This is a genomic window from Micromonospora sp. LOL_024 (assembly GCF_048060415.1).
Lineage (GTDB): Bacteria > Actinomycetota > Actinomycetes > Mycobacteriales > Micromonosporaceae > Micromonospora.
Genome location: NZ_JBHMIS010000022.1, coordinates 71523 through 90202, shown reverse-complemented (window position 1 = coordinate 90202; position 18680 = coordinate 71523). Strand labels below are relative to the sequence as shown.

Annotated in this window: 15 protein-coding genes and 2 pseudogenes; 7 read left to right on the top strand and 10 right to left on the bottom strand. The window is 69.6% G+C overall.

Going from position 1 to position 18680, the window contains the following annotated elements:
* Nucleotides 1-270: 270 nt before the first annotated feature.
* Nucleotides 271-813, top strand: coding sequence for an acyltransferase (locus ACFHWY_RS20750; protein WP_416581880.1), 543 nt, complete (start codon nucleotides 271-273; stop codon nucleotides 811-813).
* Between the two features lie 42 nt (nucleotides 814-855).
* Here ACFHWY_RS20750 and ACFHWY_RS20745 read toward each other — a convergent pair whose 3' ends face one another.
* The 7 genes from ACFHWY_RS20745 to ACFHWY_RS20715 all read right to left on the bottom strand — a co-directional run bounded on the left by ACFHWY_RS20745 (nucleotide 856) and on the right by ACFHWY_RS20715 (nucleotide 9797).
* On the bottom strand, nucleotides 856-2139 hold the full coding sequence (locus ACFHWY_RS20745) for a nucleotide sugar dehydrogenase (protein WP_416581879.1): 1284 nt from the start codon (nucleotides 2137-2139) through the stop codon (nucleotides 856-858).
* Nucleotides 2140-2143: 4 nt separating this feature from the next.
* Nucleotides 2144-3712: a glycosyltransferase gene (locus tag ACFHWY_RS20740; protein ID WP_416581878.1), complete on the bottom strand. Its 1569-nt coding sequence runs from the start codon at nucleotides 3710-3712 to the stop codon at nucleotides 2144-2146.
* A gap of 216 nt (nucleotides 3713-3928) precedes the next feature.
* A complete protein-coding gene (locus tag ACFHWY_RS20735; protein ID WP_416581877.1) occupies nucleotides 3929-4171 on the bottom strand; it encodes a hypothetical protein in 243 nt (80 codons plus the stop codon).
* 40 nt (nucleotides 4172-4211) lie between these two features.
* On the bottom strand, nucleotides 4212-6785 hold the full coding sequence (locus ACFHWY_RS20730) for a glycosyltransferase (RefSeq protein ID WP_416581876.1): 2574 nt from the start codon (nucleotides 6783-6785) through the stop codon (nucleotides 4212-4214).
* A gap of 73 nt (nucleotides 6786-6858) precedes the next feature.
* Nucleotides 6859-7890, bottom strand: a complete 1032-nt coding sequence (locus ACFHWY_RS20725; RefSeq protein WP_416581875.1) for a Gfo/Idh/MocA family protein — start codon at nucleotides 7888-7890, stop codon at nucleotides 6859-6861.
* Nucleotides 7887-8999, bottom strand: coding sequence for a DegT/DnrJ/EryC1/StrS family aminotransferase (locus ACFHWY_RS20720; RefSeq protein ID WP_416581874.1), 1113 nt, complete (start codon nucleotides 8997-8999; stop codon nucleotides 7887-7889). Before ACFHWY_RS20720 ends, ACFHWY_RS20725 begins: the two co-directional genes overlap by 4 nt.
* A gap of 171 nt (nucleotides 9000-9170) precedes the next feature.
* The gene (locus tag ACFHWY_RS20715; RefSeq protein WP_416581873.1) at nucleotides 9171-9797 is read right to left on the bottom strand and encodes a TetR/AcrR family transcriptional regulator; all 627 of its coding nucleotides are present in this window, start codon (nucleotides 9795-9797) and stop codon (nucleotides 9171-9173) included.
* Nucleotides 9798-9973: 176 nt separating this feature from the next.
* Here ACFHWY_RS20715 and ACFHWY_RS20710 point away from each other — a divergent pair, with 176 nt between their 5' ends.
* The 4 genes from ACFHWY_RS20710 (at nucleotide 9974) to ACFHWY_RS20695 (ending at nucleotide 15100) form a co-directional block, all read left to right on the top strand.
* A complete protein-coding gene (locus ACFHWY_RS20710) occupies nucleotides 9974-10870 on the top strand; it encodes an ABC transporter permease (RefSeq protein WP_416581872.1) in 897 nt (298 codons plus the stop codon).
* Nucleotides 10871-10877: 7 nt separating this feature from the next.
* The gene (locus ACFHWY_RS20705; RefSeq protein WP_416581887.1) at nucleotides 10878-11678 is read left to right on the top strand and encodes an ABC transporter ATP-binding protein; all 801 of its coding nucleotides are present in this window, start codon (nucleotides 10878-10880) and stop codon (nucleotides 11676-11678) included.
* 153 nt (nucleotides 11679-11831) lie between these two features.
* Entirely contained in the window at nucleotides 11832-13337 is a 1506-nt protein-coding gene (locus tag ACFHWY_RS20700) for a D-ribitol-5-phosphate cytidylyltransferase (RefSeq protein WP_416581871.1), read from the top strand.
* A 29-nt stretch (nucleotides 13338-13366) separates the two neighbouring features.
* On the top strand, nucleotides 13367-15100 hold the full coding sequence (locus tag ACFHWY_RS20695; protein WP_416581870.1) for a CDP-glycerol glycerophosphotransferase family protein: 1734 nt from the start codon (nucleotides 13367-13369) through the stop codon (nucleotides 15098-15100).
* 136 nt (nucleotides 15101-15236) lie between these two features.
* Here the strand turns inward: ACFHWY_RS20695 and ACFHWY_RS20690 are convergent, their stop codons facing one another.
* Nucleotides 15237-15884: a DUF4360 domain-containing protein gene (locus ACFHWY_RS20690; RefSeq protein WP_416581869.1), complete on the bottom strand. Its 648-nt coding sequence runs from the start codon at nucleotides 15882-15884 to the stop codon at nucleotides 15237-15239.
* A gap of 478 nt (nucleotides 15885-16362) precedes the next feature.
* Here ACFHWY_RS20690 and ACFHWY_RS20685 point away from each other — a divergent pair, with 478 nt between their 5' ends.
* On the top strand, nucleotides 16363-17013 hold the full coding sequence (locus ACFHWY_RS20685; RefSeq protein ID WP_416581868.1) for a DUF4360 domain-containing protein: 651 nt from the start codon (nucleotides 16363-16365) through the stop codon (nucleotides 17011-17013).
* 163 nt (nucleotides 17014-17176) lie between these two features.
* On the opposite strand, the pseudogene ACFHWY_RS20680 reads toward ACFHWY_RS20685, so the two are convergent.
* A pseudogene (locus tag ACFHWY_RS20680) lies at nucleotides 17177-17688 on the bottom strand (C39 family peptidase); the annotation flags it as partial.
* Between ACFHWY_RS20680 and ACFHWY_RS20675 the strand changes: the two are divergent.
* A pseudogene (locus ACFHWY_RS20675) lies at nucleotides 17681-17911 on the top strand (CDP-glycerol glycerophosphotransferase); the annotation flags it as partial. The pseudogenes ACFHWY_RS20680 and ACFHWY_RS20675 sit on opposite strands and share 8 nt — an antisense overlap.
* A gap of 181 nt (nucleotides 17912-18092) precedes the next feature.
* On the opposite strand, the gene ACFHWY_RS20670 reads toward ACFHWY_RS20675, so the two are convergent.
* Nucleotides 18093-18413 (bottom strand): hypothetical protein, encoded by a 321-nt coding sequence (locus tag ACFHWY_RS20670; protein WP_416581886.1) that lies wholly within the window; start codon nucleotides 18411-18413, stop codon nucleotides 18093-18095.
* Nucleotides 18414-18680 lie beyond the last annotated feature (267 nt).

The window sequence follows — 18680 nt, the reverse complement described above, 5'->3', positions numbered from 1 at the left end:
CGGCCGACGCCGGCACGGGTACGGCGATGGCGACGCTCTGTTCGGTCATCGAGACAGCGGTCCTTGTCCTGGGATCGGGTGCGGCCAGGGGCAGGCGCGTTGCATCCACGGAAGGTTCCCGTGCCGCGTGGACCCACCGGATGTGTGGGCCCACCGAGAGTGATAGCTGGCCCGGCCTGCCGAGTCGAGCCGACGCGCGGAGCGGTACGGGGCCCGGGTCGGTATGCTCGCCGGGTTCGACGCCCGCCCGACCCTGATGTGAGTTGAAGGATGACTGACAAGAGCACTCCCTCCCCCACCGTCTTCGTCCATCCGACCGCTGACGTCGAGGAGGGAGCGGACGTCGGCGGCGGGACCAAGGTCTGGCACCTGGCCCACATCCGGGCGTCCGCACAGGTGGGTGCCGGCTGCGTCATCGGACGTAACGTGTACGTCGACGCCGGTGTGACGGTCGGCGACCTCGTGAAGATCCAGAACAATGTCTCGGTATACCAGGGGGTAACCCTGGAGAACGAGGTGTTCGTGGGACCGTGCGCGGTCTTCACCAACGACTTCCGGCCCCGGGCCCAGAACCCGGACTGGAAGATCACTCCCACTGTGGTACGCCGGGGCGCCTCGATCGGCGCGAACGCCACCCTGGTCTGCGGCATCGAGGTCGGCGAGTACGCGATGATCGCGGCAGGTTCGGTGGTGACCCGGGACGTCGCGCCGTACCAACTGGTGGCGGGAAACCCGGCCCGGCCGAAGGGCTGGGTCGACGAGCGGGGCGAGGTCGTCTCGCGCGACGTCGAGAGCCCACCCCGGCGCAGCTGAGAGCTGCGGGCCCGGCAGGACCGGCCGGGCCCTACGACCGGTTCAGCCGCCGATGAGCACCCGGCGGACGCCGACCCAGAGGGCCGGGTCGGTGACCCGCCGCCCATCGACCAGCACCGTCACGCCGGGAAGGTCGGCGGTGCCGAGCGTCCGGTACTCGGCGTGGTCGGCCTGGACGACGGCGGCACCGACCGGCTCGCCGTCGTAGCCCGGCAGGCCGTGCGCCACCAACTCCTCGTTGGTGTACATCGGGTCGGAGACGTACGGCTGCGCGCCCCGCGCACGCAGTGCCGCCACGGTCGGGAAGACACCGGAAAAGGCGGTCTCCTTGACGCCGCCCCGGTAGGCGGCACCGAGTACCAGCACACCGACGCCGGTCAGGTCACCGTACGCGGCGGCAAGCAGATCAACGGCGTACTCCGGCATGGCGGCGTTGGCCTCCCGGGCCGATCGCACGACGGTGGCCGCCGGGTCGTTCCACAGGTACATCCGCGGATAGATCGGGATGCAGTGCCCGCCGACCGCGATTCCCGGCGAGTGGATGTGACTGTACGGCTGGGTGTTACATGCCTCGATCACCTTGGTGACGTCGACGCCCACCGTGTCGGCGAAGCGGGCGAACTGGTTCGCCAAACCGATGTTGACGTCCCGGTAGGTCGTCTCGGCGAGCTTGGCCAGCTCGGACGCCTCGGCCGAACCCAGGTCCCAGACCCCGTTCGGACGGTCCAGGTCGGGCCGCTCGTCAAAGTCCAGCACCGCCCCGTAGAAACGCACCGAGTGCTCGCCCGAAGCCTCGTCGATCCCGCCGACCAGCTTCGGGTAGCGGCGCAGGTCGGCGAAGACCCGACCGGTGAGCACCCGCTCCGGGCTGAAGGCCAGATGGAAGTCGGTGCCGGCGGTGAGGCCGGAGCCCGCCTCCAGCATCGGCGCCCAGCGGTTGCGGGTGGTGCCGACCGGCAGGGTGGTCTCGTAGCTGACCAGGGAGCCCGGCCTGAGGCCGGCGGCGATCGCCCGGGTCGCGTCGTCCATCCAGCCGAAGTCCGGTACGCCGTCGGCGTCCACGAAGAGCGGCACGACCACCACGACCGCCTCGGACTGCGCCACCGCGGCAGTGGTGTCGGTGGTGGCCGACAGCAGTCCGGCAGCCACCACCTCCTTCAGCTTGACGTCCAGGTCCGCCTCACCGGGGAACGGTACGGATCCGTCGTTGACCAGCTGCACGACCCGCTCGGAGACGTCGGCGCCGATCACCCGGTATCCCTTTGAGGCGAACTGCACAGCCAGCGGCAGACCGATCTTCCCGAGAGCCACGACGCAGATGTTCATGGGACTACTTTCCTCCTGAGGGCCGCAATCGGGCCAGCCTGGCGATCATCCGGCGAGCCGTGACCGGCGTGATCGTCACGAGCACCCGGCCGTCACGGTCAGTGCTGGGTGTGATGGCGTACCACTGGAACCCGCGCCTGGCCAGCCGGCGTGGCGCGCCGAGGCGCCGATTCGACCGCAGCGGCGCCGTGACAGCCCCGCCCAGAACGCTGATCGTGACCTCGACCTTCCGTTGCCGGTCGGCCGACAAGCCGGCGGCGAGCAGCCGGTCCATCGGGTACTCGGCCCGTACGACGGTACCCGGCCCGTCCGGCCGCGACGACACGGCAGCAGCCCGGTCACCGACGCTGACCTGCACCACGTCCCCGCCGAGGTCGGCCGGCTGCGGCCAGCGGCTGTGCGCGGTGAGCACGAGGGCCGGCGCGCCGGCGGCGTCGCGGCCCCAGGCCAGCTCCGTCGCGGTGAGTTTGACCATCAGCTTGGCGGCCCGCTCGGTGACGTCGTACCACTCGTCGGGGAACCCCAGCTCTGGATCGCGGAAGCCGGCGTAGTGGGCGTAGCAGTGGTCACCGTCGACGGTGACCGCGGGCAGCGACTTCTCGCTCTGCTGGCGGATCAGCTGGCGCAGCTGGTCCAGGTCACCGTTGCGGGCGAGCAGCAGGCGTAGCCGTACGTCGGGGGCGAGCCGATCCCGGATCAGGTCGGTCAGGTGGCTCTCGGCCAGCCTGCGGATCCGCTGGTGGACCTGCTCCTGTTCCGCCGGGTCGAGGTCGAGGAAGTCGTACCGGAGCAGCTTGGCCACCTCCCAGCTGAAGTGCCGTACCAGGATCGCGTCGCGGCGGGGGCCGGCCTCGATCAGCCCGACGACGAAGCCGATCAGCTCCTCGGCGCAGCGCAGCCGCTCGGAAAACCGGCTGGCGTAGGTGATGTTCTGCGCGTTGTCCCGTTTGACCGCGTAGTAGTAGACGTAGTCGGCGAGTACCGAGATCCGCCCGGCCCGCACGCAGGCCTCCAGGGTGAAGGGCTGGTCGCTGCCCATCGCCATGTCCTCGCGGAACCGCAGGCCAAGCCGCTCCACCAGGTCCCGCCGGAACAACTTGGTGTTCGACAGCGACCAGGGCAGCTCGCTGTCGAACAGGTCGACCTGCTCGGCGCTGCTGGCATAGATGGCCTGGTGGACGTAGCGCTTGTTGGTGCCGACCATGCGGCCGAGCACCACGTCCGAACCCCAGCGGTCGGCGGCGTCCACCAACCGTTCCAGCGCCTCCGGGCCCAGGTGGTCGTCAGAGCCGACGAAGAAGACGTAGCGGCCCTGGGCGACGTCCAGCGCGCGGTTGCTCGGCGCCGCCGGGCCGCCCGAGTTGGGCTGGTGCAGCACGGTGACCGTGCCCGGGTACTGCTTGGCGAAGCGGTCCAACTCCTCACCGCTGCCGTCGGTCGAACCGTCGTCCACCGCGACCACTTCGAGCCGTCCGAGGCCGATGCTCTGCCCGAGCAACGAATCCAGGCAGACCGTCAGGTAGGGCATGGTGTTGTAGACGGCGACGACGACCGTTACGTCCGGCTGGTTCACCCGGCCGCTCCGATCGGGGCCGGCAGCGGCCGCCAAGCCGTCCACCGGAGTGTCCCGTTTCCGGGTGTCCGACGCTGCGGTCGTGCCGTCTAATCCCATTCCTGCCCGTTTCCGTCGTCGCCGGCGCCGTCGCCCGCGGAACCCGAGCGAGTTTACGACAAGGAAACTGGACGGGAACGGGTGCCGTCGGATCACCGAGCGCGCAAGGAACAAATATCACGTGCTGACGTAAACCGAGCCGGCCTGTGCCGGCAGACCAGACTGCTGGCCGCGTGCGCCGCGTACGCCAGCGTCCACTCGTTGAAACCCTGGTCGTTGGGGCGGCTGCCGAGCAACCGGCCGGCCGGCACCGCGACCGGTGCCGGCCGCCGGTCCGGTCTCCTTCGCCGGGGCGGTCGGGTCGTTATCCGCCGCTCCGGTGGCGACCGGCTCGTGGTCGCGGGTGTCGGACACGGTCATGGTGCGGGAGCCTACGAGACGGACAGGCCGACGGGGGAACTCAACTCTTGAGGAAACCGGCGAGCTGACGGGCCGTCCAGGTGCCGTCGTGGTACGTCCGGGCGTACTCGGCGGACGCCAAAGCGATCTTGACGGTGGCCTCCCGGTCGTCGAGCAGCGACTCCAGTACCTCGCCGAGGTTGCTCGGGTCGGCGTTGACGATCGGCAGATCACCGCCGACGGTTCTGGTGACCTGGTCGCTGAGGTACGCCACCACCGGCTTCCCGGCGGACATCGCCTCCACGGCGAAGGTGCCGAAGCTACCGCTGGTGAACTGGTCCAGCACGATGTCGCAGCTCTGGACGAGGCTACGCATCTCGGACCAGGTGACGCCCTCGGCGAGCCGCAGCTCGATGACACCCTTGTCGTGCATCGCCTGCACGATCGGCAGAATCCGGTCGGTGCCCTTGGTCCACCGCTTGGAGGGCGCGTGCAGCACCAGCGGGCGGCTCCGATCCATCACCGGCCGGTCGCACGCCCAGGCTTCGACATCGACCACGAGCGGCGTCCAGGTGGCCCCGGGCAGGTCCACCAGCAGGTCCGGAGTGGTCACGAAGGCCGGCAGACCGGACTCCTCGGCCACCCGCCGGTTGCGTACCGCCTTTTCCCGCAGCTTGTCCACGAAGCCCTCCGGCGCGTCCGCGAAGAGGGAGAAGCGGTGCCGCTCCAGGTGCCGGTCGGGGTGGCGGATCTCGCTGCCGTGCGCCAGCAACGCCACCTTGATGCCGGCCCGGAGCAGCGCCGGCAGGTCGCCTCCGATGTTGTCGCCGTTGAGGTGCCCGAACAACGGCAGGAAGGCATCGGCCAGCACGTGTGTGTACGAGCTGAGCACCCGCTTGAGTTGCTCAAGCTGGTAGTCCAGTTCTTTCTGACGTGCCGGGTCGAGGTAGATGTCCGCCGGGTAGTCGAAGGAGGCGGGAGGCTTGTTCATCATCACCTCGATCGACACGTCCGGGTTGTCGCGGCTGATCGCCTTGGCGAAACCCGCAGCCTGTCCGGCGTAGTTCGCCGGCCCGATACCGAGCCGGACAGCGGTGTTGGACAGCGGCTGCCAGGCCGGCAACTCGCGCCGCGAGGAGGCCTGCCCGGTAAGGACCCCGGCCGGACGCTCCTGCACGGACCAGGGCACGACCGTGTGGGGGGCGGTCGGCCCGAGACCCGAGATGTCCCGGTAGAGCCGAAGCAGCTTGCCGCTCTGCCGCTCCCAGGACAGGTCCTCCAGGATGGACTCGGTGATGTTCGCGCTCATCTCCTGCCGGCGGGCGGTGGCCCGGGTGACCGCGGCCACGAAGCTGGCCACGTCACCGGAGGTGAACACGTCGCCGATGTCGTGCTGCCGGACGTACGCGCTGACCACCTGCACGTCGCTGGTGACCAGGGGGAGCCCCGCGTGGAGGTACTCGGAGATCTTGGTCGGCAGGGACAGCTCACAGTTCGGCGTCCGTCGGAACGGGGTCAGTCCCAGGTCGGCCGAGCTGAGGTAGTCGGCCACCTCATATGGTGCCACGTAGGGCAGCAGGTGCACCCGGTCGCGTACGCCGAGCCGCTCCGCCTCGGCCAGTAGCTCCTGTAGCAGCGGGATCATCCGTCCGGTGACCACGGCCAGGTGGTGCTCGGGCAGCTTCGGCAGGCCGGCGATGACGGTGTCCAGGCCCCGCTCCGGGCCGATCCAGCCGGCGTACACCAGCAGGGGCGTGTCCTCGGCGAGGCCGGCACGGGCCCGAACCGAGGCATCGACGTTGCCGCTGCGGATGCCCTCCCGGACCGGCGAGTTGCCCACCACGAGCGGAGTCTGCGGCAGCTTGTAGCTGCTGCGAAGTAGCTCGGCGATCTGGTCGGAGACGGTGACCACCGCGTCCGCGCGCCCGATGAACTCCCGCTCGGCGGCCTTGACACCGCTGGCCTGCTGCGGCTTGGGCCACTCGATGCCCTGGACGTACTCGTGCGCGTCGTAGAGCCAGACACACTTCTTTCCGCGCGCGAGCAGCCGCGCCGCGCTCATCGCCGCGGTGGGGATGGTGTTGATGTCGTTGGCGTGGATGACGTCCGGCTCCAGCTCTTCGATCACCGGCCCGAAGGCCAGGTCGATGTCGAGCAGGATCGGCCAGTCGGAACGCCAGTCGCCGCTGGGCGGCCCCGGCCTGCTGCCGTGGAACTGCTCCCAGCCCCAGGCCTTCACCCGCAGCTCGTGCACCGCCTCGTGAGCCTTGATCCAGGCTTTCGGCGGCGGGTTGTCCTTGCCGGTCTGCATGCGCAGCCACGCCTGGTGCCGGGCCCGGTAGCGGTTCAGCGCCGACTTGTCGGGGATCCGGAACTGGGTCAGGGTCCGGCGCATCCGATGTCGGTCGGCCTGCGAGCGAGACAGCACCGTCGCGACGGGCACCCGGATCACCTCGATCGCGCCCATCGTCGAACGCTCGATCTCCTTGCCCTTCTTGGTCGAGCTGCGACCCATCAGAATGACGTCCCAGCCGTCGCGGGCGGCTGCGATGGCGGTCTTCTGGACCCGGGAATCTCCAGTGATGCCGTTCGTCACCAGGACAACCAGTCTCGGCGGGCGGGAGTGCGATGGCATTCGCGGTCCTTTGTGGTGTGCGGTCGGAAAGGTGGACGGCCGCCGCCCGACTGATCGGGCCACGGTCGCCGGGTCAGCGGGCGGAGACGTCCTCGGCTGGATCGGCCTGCGGTGCCTTCGACGTCATCGTGCTGCCGTCGGAGGCCGAGCGGAGCACCATGCCGGCCACCTCGACCGTACGCAGACCCTGTCGCAGGGTGACGATATCGCTTTCCTTGCCCTCCACGGCGTCCCGGAAACGCTCGTGTTCGACCAGCAGCGGTTCGCGCTTCGGAATGGCGTAGCGGACCATGTCCCCCTCGGCCACGCCGCGGAACGCCCGCAGCGCCTCCCACTCGGTGTCGACGGCGCCGTTGGCGTAGAAGGTGAGGTCGGCGGTGAGGGTGTCGGCGACGAAGCATCCCTTGGCACCGGTGATCACAGTGGACCGCTCCTTTAGCGGGCTGAGCCAGTTGACCAGGTGGTTGACCATCGTGCCGTCGGAGAGCACGCCGATGGCGGTGACCATGTCCTCGTGCAGCCGCCCGCTGCGGGATATCGTCCGGGCCGCCACCGAGACGTACTCCTCGCCGGTCACCCAGCTGGTCAGGTCGATGTCGTGGGTGGCCAGGTCCATCACCACGCCGACGTCGGCGATCCGGTGCGGGAACGGCCCCTGCCGTCGCGTCACCACCTGGTAGACCTCGCCCAACTCGCCCGCCTCCAGGCGGATCCGCAGGTTCTGCAGGGCCGGGTTGTACCGCTCGATGTGGCCGACCCCCGCCACCAGGCCGCGACTCTCGAACGCCTCGACGAGACGGGTCGCCGCCTCGACGGACTGCGCGAGCGGCTTCTCGATCAGCGCGCACACCCCGTGTGCGGCGAGTTCGAGCCCGACCCGCTCGTGCAGGGCGGTCGGGCAGGCGATCACGGCGTAGTCGATGTCGAGCGCCAGCAGCTCACTCAGGTCGGGCAGCACCGGGGCCCTGAGCAGGTCCGTCGGGTCGCCGGCCGGGTCGACGATACCGACCAGCTCGACGCCGTCCAGGCCGGACAGGACCCGGGCGTGGTTACGCCCCATCGCGCCCAGCCCGATCAGACCGGCGCGCAGCTTGCCCGCGCTCATCGGGCACCACCGGCGTGGTTGGCGGCCTCGGCGATGCGCTCCAGGTCGGCCGGTTCCAGCGTCGGGTGCACCGGCAGCGAGATCACCTCGGCGGCGGCCCGCTCGGTCTCCGGCAGCTCCCACGGGCCGGGCTGGCCGTCCTCGCCCAGGTAGGGCTTGAGCCGGTGGATCGGGGTCGGGTAGTAGACGGCGTTGCCGATGCCCAGCTCGGTGAGGCGCGCCTGGACGGCGTTCCGGTCGCCCTGGGCTCGGACGGTGTACTGGTGGTACACGTGGCGGGCGGCGTCCGCGACCGGCGGGGTGACCATGCTGGTGATCTTCGAGTCGAGGTACTTGGCGTTGGCCCGACGCTGCTCGGTCCACTCGGCCAGCTGGGTCAGCTGCACCCGGCCGATCGCCGCGGCCACATCGGTCATCCGCATGTTGGCCCCGACGATCTCGTTCGCGTACCGCTGCTCCATGCCCTGGTTGCGCAGCAGTCGCAGGGTGCGGGCGAGCCCGGCGTCGGCGGTGCTGATCATGCCGCCTTCCAGGGAGTGCATGTTCTTCGTGGGATAGAAGCTGAAGCATCCGGCGACACCGAAGGCGCCGACCGGGGTGCCGTGCAGGCTGGCGCCGTGGGCCTGGGCGGCGTCCTCGACGACGGCCAGGCCGTGCCGCTGCGCCACCTCCATGATTCTGTCCATCGCGGCGGGGTGGCCGTACAGGTGTACCGGCATCACGGCGGCGGTCCGTGGGGTGACCGCGGCGGCGACCGCCTCCGGGTCGACGCAGAAGCTGTCCGGCTCGATGTCCACGAAGATCGGCTCGGCGCCGGCCAGCCGCACCGCGTTGGCGCTGGCCGCGAAGGAGAACGACGGCACGATGACCTCGTCACCCGGGCCGATGCCGAGCGCCAGCAGGGTCAACTGGAGGGCGGAGGTACCGGAGTTGACTGCGACGCAGTGCCGACCGGCGACGAGGTCACCGAACTCCTGCTCGAAGGCCGCGACCTCGGGCCCCTGTACCACCTTGCCGCTGCGCAACACCCGGACAGCCGCCTCGATCTCGGCCTCGCCGATGATTGGCCGGGCTGGCGGGATGAAGGCGGGGTGCTGCTGCCCAACCATGAGGATCCTCCGGTTTCACCTGACTGTTCGCGGGGTTCGGGGTGCGATACTAGCCCGTTGGCAGGAGGAGATGAGACCCACGTTCACGTGAGGTCCGGTCGGCGTTCATGTTCCGCTCGACGGCCGTCGGCAGTCGAGCGGCGCGTCAGGGCGCTCCCGACCGGCCGCGACTCAGGGCCGCTCGGCGGCCGGCACGGCACAGGCCACCCGCAGGGCGGCCACGGCGGCCTCCGCCATCCGGGGAAGTTCGTTTGGCTGTACCGGTACCCGGGCGATGGCCAGCCGCCAGTAGATCGGCCCGACGATCAGGTCGGCCGCGGCCCGCCGGTCGGCGCCTTCGGGCAGTTCGCCACGCTCGATCGCCCGCCCGATGACGATCTCGCCGATCCGTTCCTGATAGTCGTTCACCGCGCCCTGCAGCGTCCCGGCGATCTGCGGGTTGCGGGCCGCCTCAGCGAGCAGGTCGGGGATGATCTGCGACGCCAGCGGGTGGTTCAGCGCCCCGGTCACGACCAGCAGCAGCAATTGCACGTCGCCGTCGAGGGTGCCCGTGTCCAGCATCGGGAGCTTGCGACCCGCGACGGCCGAGACCACGTCCAGCACGAGATCGAGCTTGGAACTCCACCGACGGTAGATCGCGGTCTTGCTGACCCCGGCCCGGCGGGCCACCGCCTCGATGGAGAGCCGGCCGTAACCGACCGCGGCGAGTTCCTGCATGAGCGCGCGGCGGATGGCCTTGGTGATTTCCCCACGGAGCACCGCCGCACCGGCGGGGGCGCGCCTCTTCTCGGCCGTCACCTGGGACTCTTCTCGGCTGTCACGGGGACCAGAGTAGCGCAAGGACGCTACGGTTGCGTCCCGACGTAATCCAGACTACTGTCCACGAAGCGACGCAGCGACGCTCCCCGCGCTGGCCACGCTATTTTGGTCGTCGCGAACAATCCGCCGGCACGACAGATCGGAGCGCCGATCCCATGGCCAACCTGCTGGCCGACCCCGACTCCGGCCTCACCCCGGCCCAACTGGCCGCCCGCCACGGGCTGCGGGTGGCCGGCCAGCGACTCTCGCTGGGCCGCTACAGCGTCCACCTGTGGCGCTACCGGCACTTCATCTCGGCATACGCCCACGCGAAGCTGACCGCCTCGTTCAGCAACGCCCGACTCGGGCAGCTGTGGCAGGTACTCACCCCGCTGAGCAACGCCGCGGTCTACTTTCTGATCTTCGGTGTGGTGCTCGAACAGAGCCGGGGGATGGACAACTTCATCGCCTACCTCACCACCGGTGTGTTCATCTTCAACTTCACTCAGACCAGCGTGCAGCAGGGCACCCAGGCGATCAGCGGCAGCCTCGGCCTGATCCGCGCCCTGCACTTCCCCCGGGCCTGCCTGCCGCTGGCCATCACCGCCACCCAGTTCCAGCAACTGCTCGGCTCGATGCTGGTGCTGCTCGTGATCGTGGTGGCCACCGGGGAGCCGATCACCCTGATGTGGCTGATGCTGGTGCCGGCGGTGCTGCTCCAGACGGTTTTCAACGCCGGCCTGACCATGGCGGTGGCCCGACTGGGCGCCAAGGCCACCGACCTCAAGCAGGTCATGCCCTTCATCCTGCGGGCCTGGATGTACGGCTCCGGAGTGCTGTACAGCGTCACCCTGTTCTCCGAGAACCTCCCGGGTTGGGCAACCGCGATAGTGCAGTTCAACCCGATGCTGATCTACATCGAGCTGGCCCGGATCTCGCTGCTGGAGAACACCCACCTGCTCAACGAGTCCCTGTCCCTGACGTGGCTGATCGGGGTCGGCTGGGCGGCCCTGGCGGGCCTCGGGGGTTACTTCTACTTCTGGCGCGGCGAACAGGAGTACGGCCGTGGTTGACCTGAGAATGTCCAATGATGTGACGGTGGCTCTTCCCCAGATCCAGGAACGGATCCCGACCGTGGTGGTGGACGACGCGCACGTCGTCTACCGCGTGTTCAAGGGCGCCGCCGGCAACACCAGCCCGGTCGCCGCCTTCAAGCGGATGGTCACCCGCACCTCCGCGCCGAACGTCCGCGAGGTGCACGCGGTCCGTGGGGTCAGCTTCACCGCGTACCGCGGCGAGGCGATCGGGCTGATCGGCAGCAACGGCTCCGGCAAGTCGACACTGCTGCGGGCCATCGCCGGGCTCCTGCCGGTCGAGCGCGGCGCGGTCTACACCCAGGGGCAGCCCTCGCTGCTCGGGGTGAACGCCGCCCTGCTCAACGACCTGCCCGGCGAGCGCAACGTCATGATCGGCTGCCTGGCCATGGGCATGGCTCCCGCCGAGGTGCGGCGCAAGCTACCGGCGATCATCGAGTTCTCCGGGATCAACCAACGTGGCGACTTCGCCTCACTGCCGATGCGCACCTACTCCTCCGGCATGTCGGCGCGGTTGCGGTTCTCCATCGCCGCGGCGAAACAGCACGACGTGCTGCTCATCGACGAGGCCCTCGCCACCGGCGACAAGGCGTTCCGCAAGCGCAGCGAGGGACGGGTGCGGGAACTGCGGGAGAGTGCCGGCACGGTGTTCCTGGTCAGCCACCAGCTCTCCTCAGTACGGGACACCTGCGAACGGACCATCTGGCTGGAATCGGGCGAGATCCGGATGGACGGCCCCACCGACGACGTCGTACGCGCCTACAACGATTTCTCCAACAGCAAGTAGAGTCCAGGTGAACGTGCGGCGCCGTGCGGGCCGTGTCGCCCCGTGTGGGGGGACGCGGCCCGCGCGTTATGGTTCATCCCGTCGCCACCTCGGCAGCACCCTCCGTTCACGTGCGGCGCCGACGCCATTCACCACCGAGAGCGAGGACCGGCAATGACGCAGGACCAGACCACCGACCCGGGTACGGCGGCACCGGAGGCCCCGGCGCCCTGGCGGCCCTCGCGGACGGTGGCCGTGGTACTGGCTGGCGGCACCGGAACCCGCCTCGGCCTCGGCATCCCCAAGCAGCTACTGAAGATCGCCGGCAAGCCGATCATCGAACACACGCTTGCCGTCTTCGAGGCAGCGCCGGAGATCGACGAGATCATCGTGCTGATGGCCACCGGCCATGTCACCGAGGCACAGCGGATCGTCGACAAGGCCGGGTTCCGCAAGGTCACCAAGGTGATCGAGGGCGGCGACACCCGCAACGCCACCACTCGGGTCGCCCTGGACGCGGTGGGCGAGGCAGACTGCAACATCCTCTTCCACGACGCGGTACGCCCCCTGCTGAGCGGCCGGATCGTCCGGGAGTGCGTGAACGCCCTGTGGACGTACTCGGCGGTCGACGTGGCGATCCCGTCAGCCGACACGATCATCCAGGTCGACGAGAACGAGTGCATCACCGACATCCCCGTACGGGCCACGTTGCGCCGGGGCCAGACCCCACAGGCGTTCCGCTCCGGCACCATCCGGGAGGCGTACCGCCGGGCCGAGGGCGACCCGAACTTCGCCGCCACCGACGACTGTGGCGTGGTGCTGCGCTACCTGCCCGAGAGCCCGATCAAGGTGATCGACGGCTCGGACGAGAACATCAAGGTCACCCATCCGGTCGACGTGCACCTCGCCGACAAGCTGTTCCAGCTGGCCGCCGCCCAGGTGCCCCGGCTGACCCAGCACCGCTCCTACAGCGACGAGGTCTCCGGCCGCACCATCGTCGTCTTCGGCGGCAGCTACGGCATCGGTCACGACCTCACCGAGCTGGCCCGCCGGCACGGCGCCCAGGTCTTCCCGTTCAGCCGCACCAGCACCGGCACCCACGTGGAGCGTCCCGAGGACGTCGAGGCCGCGCTGAAGACCGCCTTCGACGCCACTGGCCGGATCGACCACGTCGTGGTCACCGCCGGAATCCTGGAGAAGGGCGCGCTGGCTCAGATGGCCCAGGAGACCATCGACCGGGTGCTACAGGTCAACTTCGTCGGTCCGGTGACCGTCGCCCGGCAGTCGCTGCCCTACCTCCAGCACACCAAGGGGCAGCTGCTGCTCTACACCTCCAGCTCGTACACCCGTGGGCGGGCCGACTACGCGCTCTACTCGGCCACCAAGGCAGCCCTGGTCAACCTCACCCAGGCGCTCTCGGACGAATGGGCGGAGTTCGGTGTGCGGGTGAACGTGATCAACCCGGAGCGCACCGCGACCCCGATGCGTACCAAGGCCTTCGGCGCGGAGCCCGAGCACACGCTGCTCGCCGCCGAGACCGTCGCCCAGGCCTCGCTGGACGTGCTGATCTCGGACCTCACCGGCCAGGTGATCGACGTGCGGCGGCCGCCGGGTGAGGCACCGACCGCCGCAGTGCCCACCCAGACCACCCGACCGGCCAGCATCGTTCCCGCCAGCTGACCGACCCACGACCGCGAGGCGACACCGAGATGCGTGGTGACCTGGTCCGGAAGTTCACCGCAAGGGGCCTGGCCACCGGCGGTCCGGTGCTGGCGTTCCTGGTGGTCGCCCTCACCGACGCGACCGTCTGGGGGCTCTGCCTGACGTTGGTCGCGCTCGCCGCCACGGTCTGGGAGCGCCGGGTACGCCCCGGCGCCGACAATCTCGCGGAGACCACGCTGCTCACGGCCAGCGTCCTGGTCGGCTATGCCCGCCAGCTCGACGCCGGCTTCGACCCGGCCCTGGCCGGCACCGCGCTGGTACTGCTGGGTCTGGTCCTGCTCGCCGGGCCGCTGCGCCAGGCCGGGAACCTGGAGATCCGCGTCGCCAACCTGCCGGTACGCACCTGGGTCCCCCAGGTCGCCGCGCGCGGCGCCGACATCGTGGCGGCGTTCCTCGCCGTGCTGGCCGTGGCCGCCCTCGCGGTCCTGCCCACCGTCCTCGTCCTGGTGGCGAGCCTGCTGATGGGTGCCGCCGTCGGCGTGGCAGCCCTCGACCTCGCCCGGCGGCGGCTGCGCCCGGGTGCCGGCGGTTCGGCGGTCACCCGGGCGCTGCGCCGGCACCAGCCCGAGTTCGTGCTCCACTTCTCCGCCCCGCCCGGCTCGGAATACCAGGTCACCATGTGGCTGCCGTACCTGGAACGGATCGGGCGGCCGTTCGTGGTGATGCTGCGGGAACCGGAGTTCCTGAACACCGTCGCGGCGGCCACCAACGCTCCGGTGGTCTACTGCCCCACCCTGCGCACCATGGACGAGGCGCTGGTGCCGAGCCTGCGGGTGGCGTTCTACGTCAACCACGGCGCGAAGAACAGCCACTGCATCCGCTTCACCCACCTCACCCACGTCCAGCTGCACCACGGCGACAGCGACAAGGCACCCAGTGCCAACCCGGTCTCGGCGATCTTCGACCGGATCTTCGTCGCCGGCGAGGCGGCCGTCGACAGGTACGCCCGGGCCGGGGTCGACATCCCGGCCGAGAAGTTCGTGGTGGTCGGGCGGCCCCAGGTCGAGGCGATCGAGGTACGCCCTCGGCCGGCGGACGGGCCGGCGAACCCGACGGTGCTCTACACCCCCACCTGGACCGGGCACCACGCTGACGCCGACTACTGCTCGCTGCCGGTGGCGGAGACGCTGCTGCGGCGGCTACTGGACCGAGGTGCCACGGTCATCCTGCGGGCCCACCCCTACACCGCGCAGAACCCGGCCTCGGCCCGGCAGTTGGGTCGGCTGCACGATCTGCTCACCACCGACCGGGCCAGCACCGGCCGGCAGCACCTGTTCGCCGCCGCAGCGGGCCGGCTGAGCCTGGCCGAGTCGGTGAACCGGGCCGACGCGCTGGTCTCCGACGTCTCCGGAGTCGTCTCCGACTGGCTCTACTCGGGCAAGCCGTACGCGGTCACCGACATGGGCACCGACGGCGACCTGTTCAGCGAACGCTTCCCGCTGGCCGCCACCGGCTACGTGTTGCGTCGGGACATGGCCAACGTGGACGAGGTACTGGACCGGCTGCTCGACAGCGACCCGCTCGCCGAGGCCCGATGGGCCACCCGGCGGCGCTACCTGGGCGGCTTCCCCGCCGACTCGTACACCGAGGTCTTCCTGGCCGCCGCCCGACGCGAACTGGACCTGACCGGCTGGACCGCATCGGCGCCCCGCACCTCGACCGGTGCGCCCTCTTCCCCACCACCTGAGGTCCACGAAGGTGATGATCTTCGTGCTCGGTGACAGCTACGGGTCTCGTAGGCTCCGAACGCGGCAGGCAGTCGAGCGCAGATCGCCCCGGACCTGCCGGATGCGGCGGAAACGCGAGGGTGGCCGGCGGTGCCGGCCACCCTCGCGAGCTGCCAGGCGGATCTTCAGGTCACGGGCAGGGCTGCCACGCGAGGTGGTACATCGTCTGGATGCTGCCGTCGGTCGAGTCCATGGTGAGGAAGCTGGTCCCTGACGAGCTTCCCCGGCTCAGGCGCAGCTCGGTGTTCATGTTTAGGTTGCGCAACTCGCCGCAGGGGTGCCAGACCACGGAGGCGATCGGCACCTCGTCGGTCACCATCCAGTTGTCATCGAGCGGTGCGGGAATCGCATGGTTGCTGGAGGTGCTCTGGGTCATGCCCTGGAAGTAGTAGTTCGCTCTCGTCGACGCGATGGCACCCCGGTTGAGCAGCCCGTACCCGCGGTAGTCCACCTTGACGATCGCGAAGGTGTAACCGGCCGGGGCGTGGACCAGCACGTTGAGCTGACAGTTCCGGCGACCGTCGGTGACCGGGATGCCCGGACCCGCCTGAACCAGGTAGTCGCTGTAGATGGTGGTGAAGGCGGTGTTGTCCGGGGAGACCGCGACGTCGGCGGTGCCCGGCCGGCAGCCGGAGCCGGCCATCGCCACAAGGTCGATCACGACCTTGTCGGTGGGCGGATCATCCATGATTCCCTTGGCGGACGCCGGCGCCGCCACGATCAATGATGAAGCGAGTAGTGCGAGCACCACGCCGCCACGCGTCAGCAGCTTTAGCATAGACCCTCCTCCGATACAGGAACGGAACGACGAAACCTGCCGCACAAGCTACGTAAAGATATAGACGAATGTCAACGTCTTTTCGTTTTTATGACACCGCTCGCGAATTGGATTCGGGTCCGATCGCCACAGCCACTCCGGGTCAACCATTGAATAGAGATGCGCAGCCACGTTGATCGACGCGAGAAGCCGATCACACCTCAACGCTATGCACGACAAGCACTCTAGAGACTGAACCCAAGCTGTCGGCATTCCGATCAAGGCATCTACTAGCGATCGACTACATAGAAGCGTACCGATGGTTGCGCGTCTCGCTCCACATCGCTACCATCCTCTCGCAGAACGACGCCCGGGCGCTCCCGGGCCGAAACTCCACGATCCACTGCAATGAGCCGGCACGCGAAGATCCTCACGAGCAATACGGCGATCAAGCACGAGTCGAATTTGACAAACATCAACTGAATCCGAGAGGAACGGAATGACAAAGAACCTCGTCGGCGCAAGACACGGGATCTTCGCCGTACTCGGCACGGTTCTCGCGTTGTCCCTGTCCACGCCGGCCCACGCCGCTCCGGCCGCATCCACCGCACCGCCGTCCAGCGAGATCACCGTCGAGGTGGTGGCGGCCAACGGCTCGGGCTGTGCGCCCGGTACGGCCCGGGTGGTCGCGCACCCCGACAACACCGGCTTTCGGATCCGGTACCACGACTTCGTCGCCACGGCCGGCCGTGGCAGCGAGGTGACTGCCGGCCGGAAGAACTGCCAGCTCGGCCTGCTGGTCAGCGTCCCGGCGGGCTGGACCATCGCCGTCGCCGCAGCCGACTACCGTGGCCGGGCCCGGATCCCCACCGGAGCGACGGGCCGGCAACGCACGAGCTACTACTGGCAGGGCTCGTCCGAGACGAGCCACACCGACGCGACGTTCACCGGGCCGTACAACGGCTACTGGAGAACGTCGGATGTGGCCCCCGTGCTGGTCTACGTACCGTGCGGCCAGCAGCGGGTGCTGAACGTCAACACCGAACTGAGAGTGGACACCAGCACCGGAGGCTCAAGCGCCAGCATGTCGATGACGACGACCGAGGGCGATGTCGACACCCTGTTCAATCTCAGGTGGGAACGGTGCTGATCCCCTGATCCGGCTCCGCCGCCACAGTGGCGCCACACCAGGCGGCGGCGGGTGCGGGCGGCAACCCGCCCGCACCCGCCGCCACCCGCCGCCGACGACGAGTGTTCATGCGAGTCCACCTCGACGGATGCGGCGCGCATGGCGCACCGCGTCGACCGGGGCCGTCGGCCGAGTCGGCGATTCGCACCAGCCGGCCGTCGTCCTCGTAGCCGACCACGGCAACGTAGTGGCCACCGGGAAACGAGTGCCAACGGCCGTCGGTGTCGGTGACGCTGCCGGCCACGTTCACCACGACGCCCCGCCCTTCGGCGATGGCGGCAACCACGTCCGCCTGGAGCTGGTCCATCGGGGCCGGGTTGGCCGCGCCGCCCTGGATCATCGTGGTCTCGTATGGGCTGCCCTCGACGACGGCGTTCAGGACGCGGGTGGTGTCCTGCGCCGAGTTGGTGCCGGCGTACGTGGTGCCGAGCTGCGCGGCCAGGGCGTCCTGGCTGCGCTCGACGCCGGCGGCGCTGAGCGCGTTACGTACGGCGGCTGGCCCGCAGTAGTAGCCGTTCGTCTGGGCCTGGTGGTCGTACTTGAGAGTCTTGGACGCGGGCGGCTTGGGTGCCGCCTCTTGCTGGTCGTATCGGGGTCCGGTGCTGCCGAGGTGGGCTTCGGCGAGGGGGTGGCGTTCTACGTCAACCACGGCGCGAAGAACAGCCACTGCATCCGCTTCACCCACCTCACCCACGTCCAGCTGCACCACGGCGACAGCGACAAGGCACCCAGCGCCAACCCGGTCTCGGCCATCTTCGACCGGATCTTCGTCGCCAGCGAGGCGGCCGTCGACCGGTACGCCCGGGCCGGGGTCGACATCCCGGCCGAAAAGTTCATGGTGGTCGGACGCCCGCAAGTCCTCGTTCACCCGGCCGGGCCGGGCCGCGACACTCGTCATCGTCACCCGCATACCCGCTCACCGCCCTCTCGCCGATCGGGGCGTCGACCGTAACAACCACCGCCCCGGCGTGGGTGGCTCCGGCTCGATCCTGGAACGAGTGGTCGCACGGGCCGAGCAGGGCCGCTCGATCCCGGCGTGATCATGGGTGGCGGCGGGGTGCCGCCCAGGCGAGAAACCGGTCGAACAGGGCGGCCGGCGTCGGCCCGTCAGCCGGGTTGAGCTGGTAGAGGTCCCGGATGGCCTCGTACATCAGGCCGACGAGGTAGATCGACAGCCCGGGCAGGTTCCCGTCGTACTCGACCCGCAGCAACAGCCGGGCCTCCCCGCAGGGCCAGGGCTGCCCGTCGGCCCGGCAGCACCACATCGGTCGCAGCGGGGTGTGCGGGACGTCGGTGCCGACGGCGTGCGGGCGCTGCGGGCGAGGACCACGGCCCGGCGCCGACAGCCGGGTGGTGATCACCTCCGGTCGCCGTTCGGCGGGCACCGACACCAGGGAGCAGGGGGTACGCACATCGGCCTCCAGTCAGCGTTCGGAGGGGGCCGCCCCCGCACAGGGGAGGTGCACGGGCAGCCCCGGAGCAGAACCACCCCGTCCCTGTCTGGATGGGAGCGGCACCGCTGCGTGACAGTCTGGTGAGGACGGCACTACTGTCGGAAGGCACCGACGCTGGCCAGGGCGGTCTTGGTGCCCCCGGTCCGGTCCCTGGTGGCACCTTGGCGGTCTTGA

What these genes read in the sequence shown, in the direction of transcription:
- ACFHWY_RS20725 (WP_416581875.1), bottom strand. Translation starts at nt 7,890, where the DNA reads ATGAGCGCGGGCAAGCTGCGCGCCGGTCTGATCGGGCTGGGCGCGATG.
- ACFHWY_RS20705 (WP_416581887.1), top strand. Translation starts at nt 10,878, where the DNA reads ATGTCCAATGATGTGACGGTGGCTCTTCCCCAGATCCAGGAACGGATC.
- ACFHWY_RS20685 (WP_416581868.1), top strand. Translation starts at nt 16,363, where the DNA reads ATGACAAAGAACCTCGTCGGCGCAAGACACGGGATCTTCGCCGTACTC.
- ACFHWY_RS20695 (WP_416581870.1), top strand. Translation starts at nt 13,367, where the DNA reads ATGCGTGGTGACCTGGTCCGGAAGTTCACCGCAAGGGGCCTGGCCACC.
- ACFHWY_RS20700 (WP_416581871.1), top strand. Translation starts at nt 11,832, where the DNA reads ATGACGCAGGACCAGACCACCGACCCGGGTACGGCGGCACCGGAGGCC.
- ACFHWY_RS20710 (WP_416581872.1), top strand. Translation starts at nt 9,974, where the DNA reads ATGGCCAACCTGCTGGCCGACCCCGACTCCGGCCTCACCCCGGCCCAA.
- ACFHWY_RS20735 (WP_416581877.1), bottom strand. Translation starts at nt 4,171, where the DNA reads ATGACCGTGTCCGACACCCGCGACCACGAGCCGGTCGCCACCGGAGCG.
- ACFHWY_RS20690 (WP_416581869.1), bottom strand. Translation starts at nt 15,884, where the DNA reads ATGCTAAAGCTGCTGACGCGTGGCGGCGTGGTGCTCGCACTACTCGCT.
- ACFHWY_RS20720 (WP_416581874.1), bottom strand. Translation starts at nt 8,999, where the DNA reads ATGGTTGGGCAGCAGCACCCCGCCTTCATCCCGCCAGCCCGGCCAATC.
- ACFHWY_RS20745 (WP_416581879.1), bottom strand. Translation starts at nt 2,139, where the DNA reads ATGAACATCTGCGTCGTGGCTCTCGGGAAGATCGGTCTGCCGCTGGCT.
- ACFHWY_RS20750 (WP_416581880.1), top strand. Translation starts at nt 271, where the DNA reads ATGACTGACAAGAGCACTCCCTCCCCCACCGTCTTCGTCCATCCGACC.
- ACFHWY_RS20730 (WP_416581876.1), bottom strand. Translation starts at nt 6,785, where the DNA reads ATGCCATCGCACTCCCGCCCGCCGAGACTGGTTGTCCTGGTGACGAAC.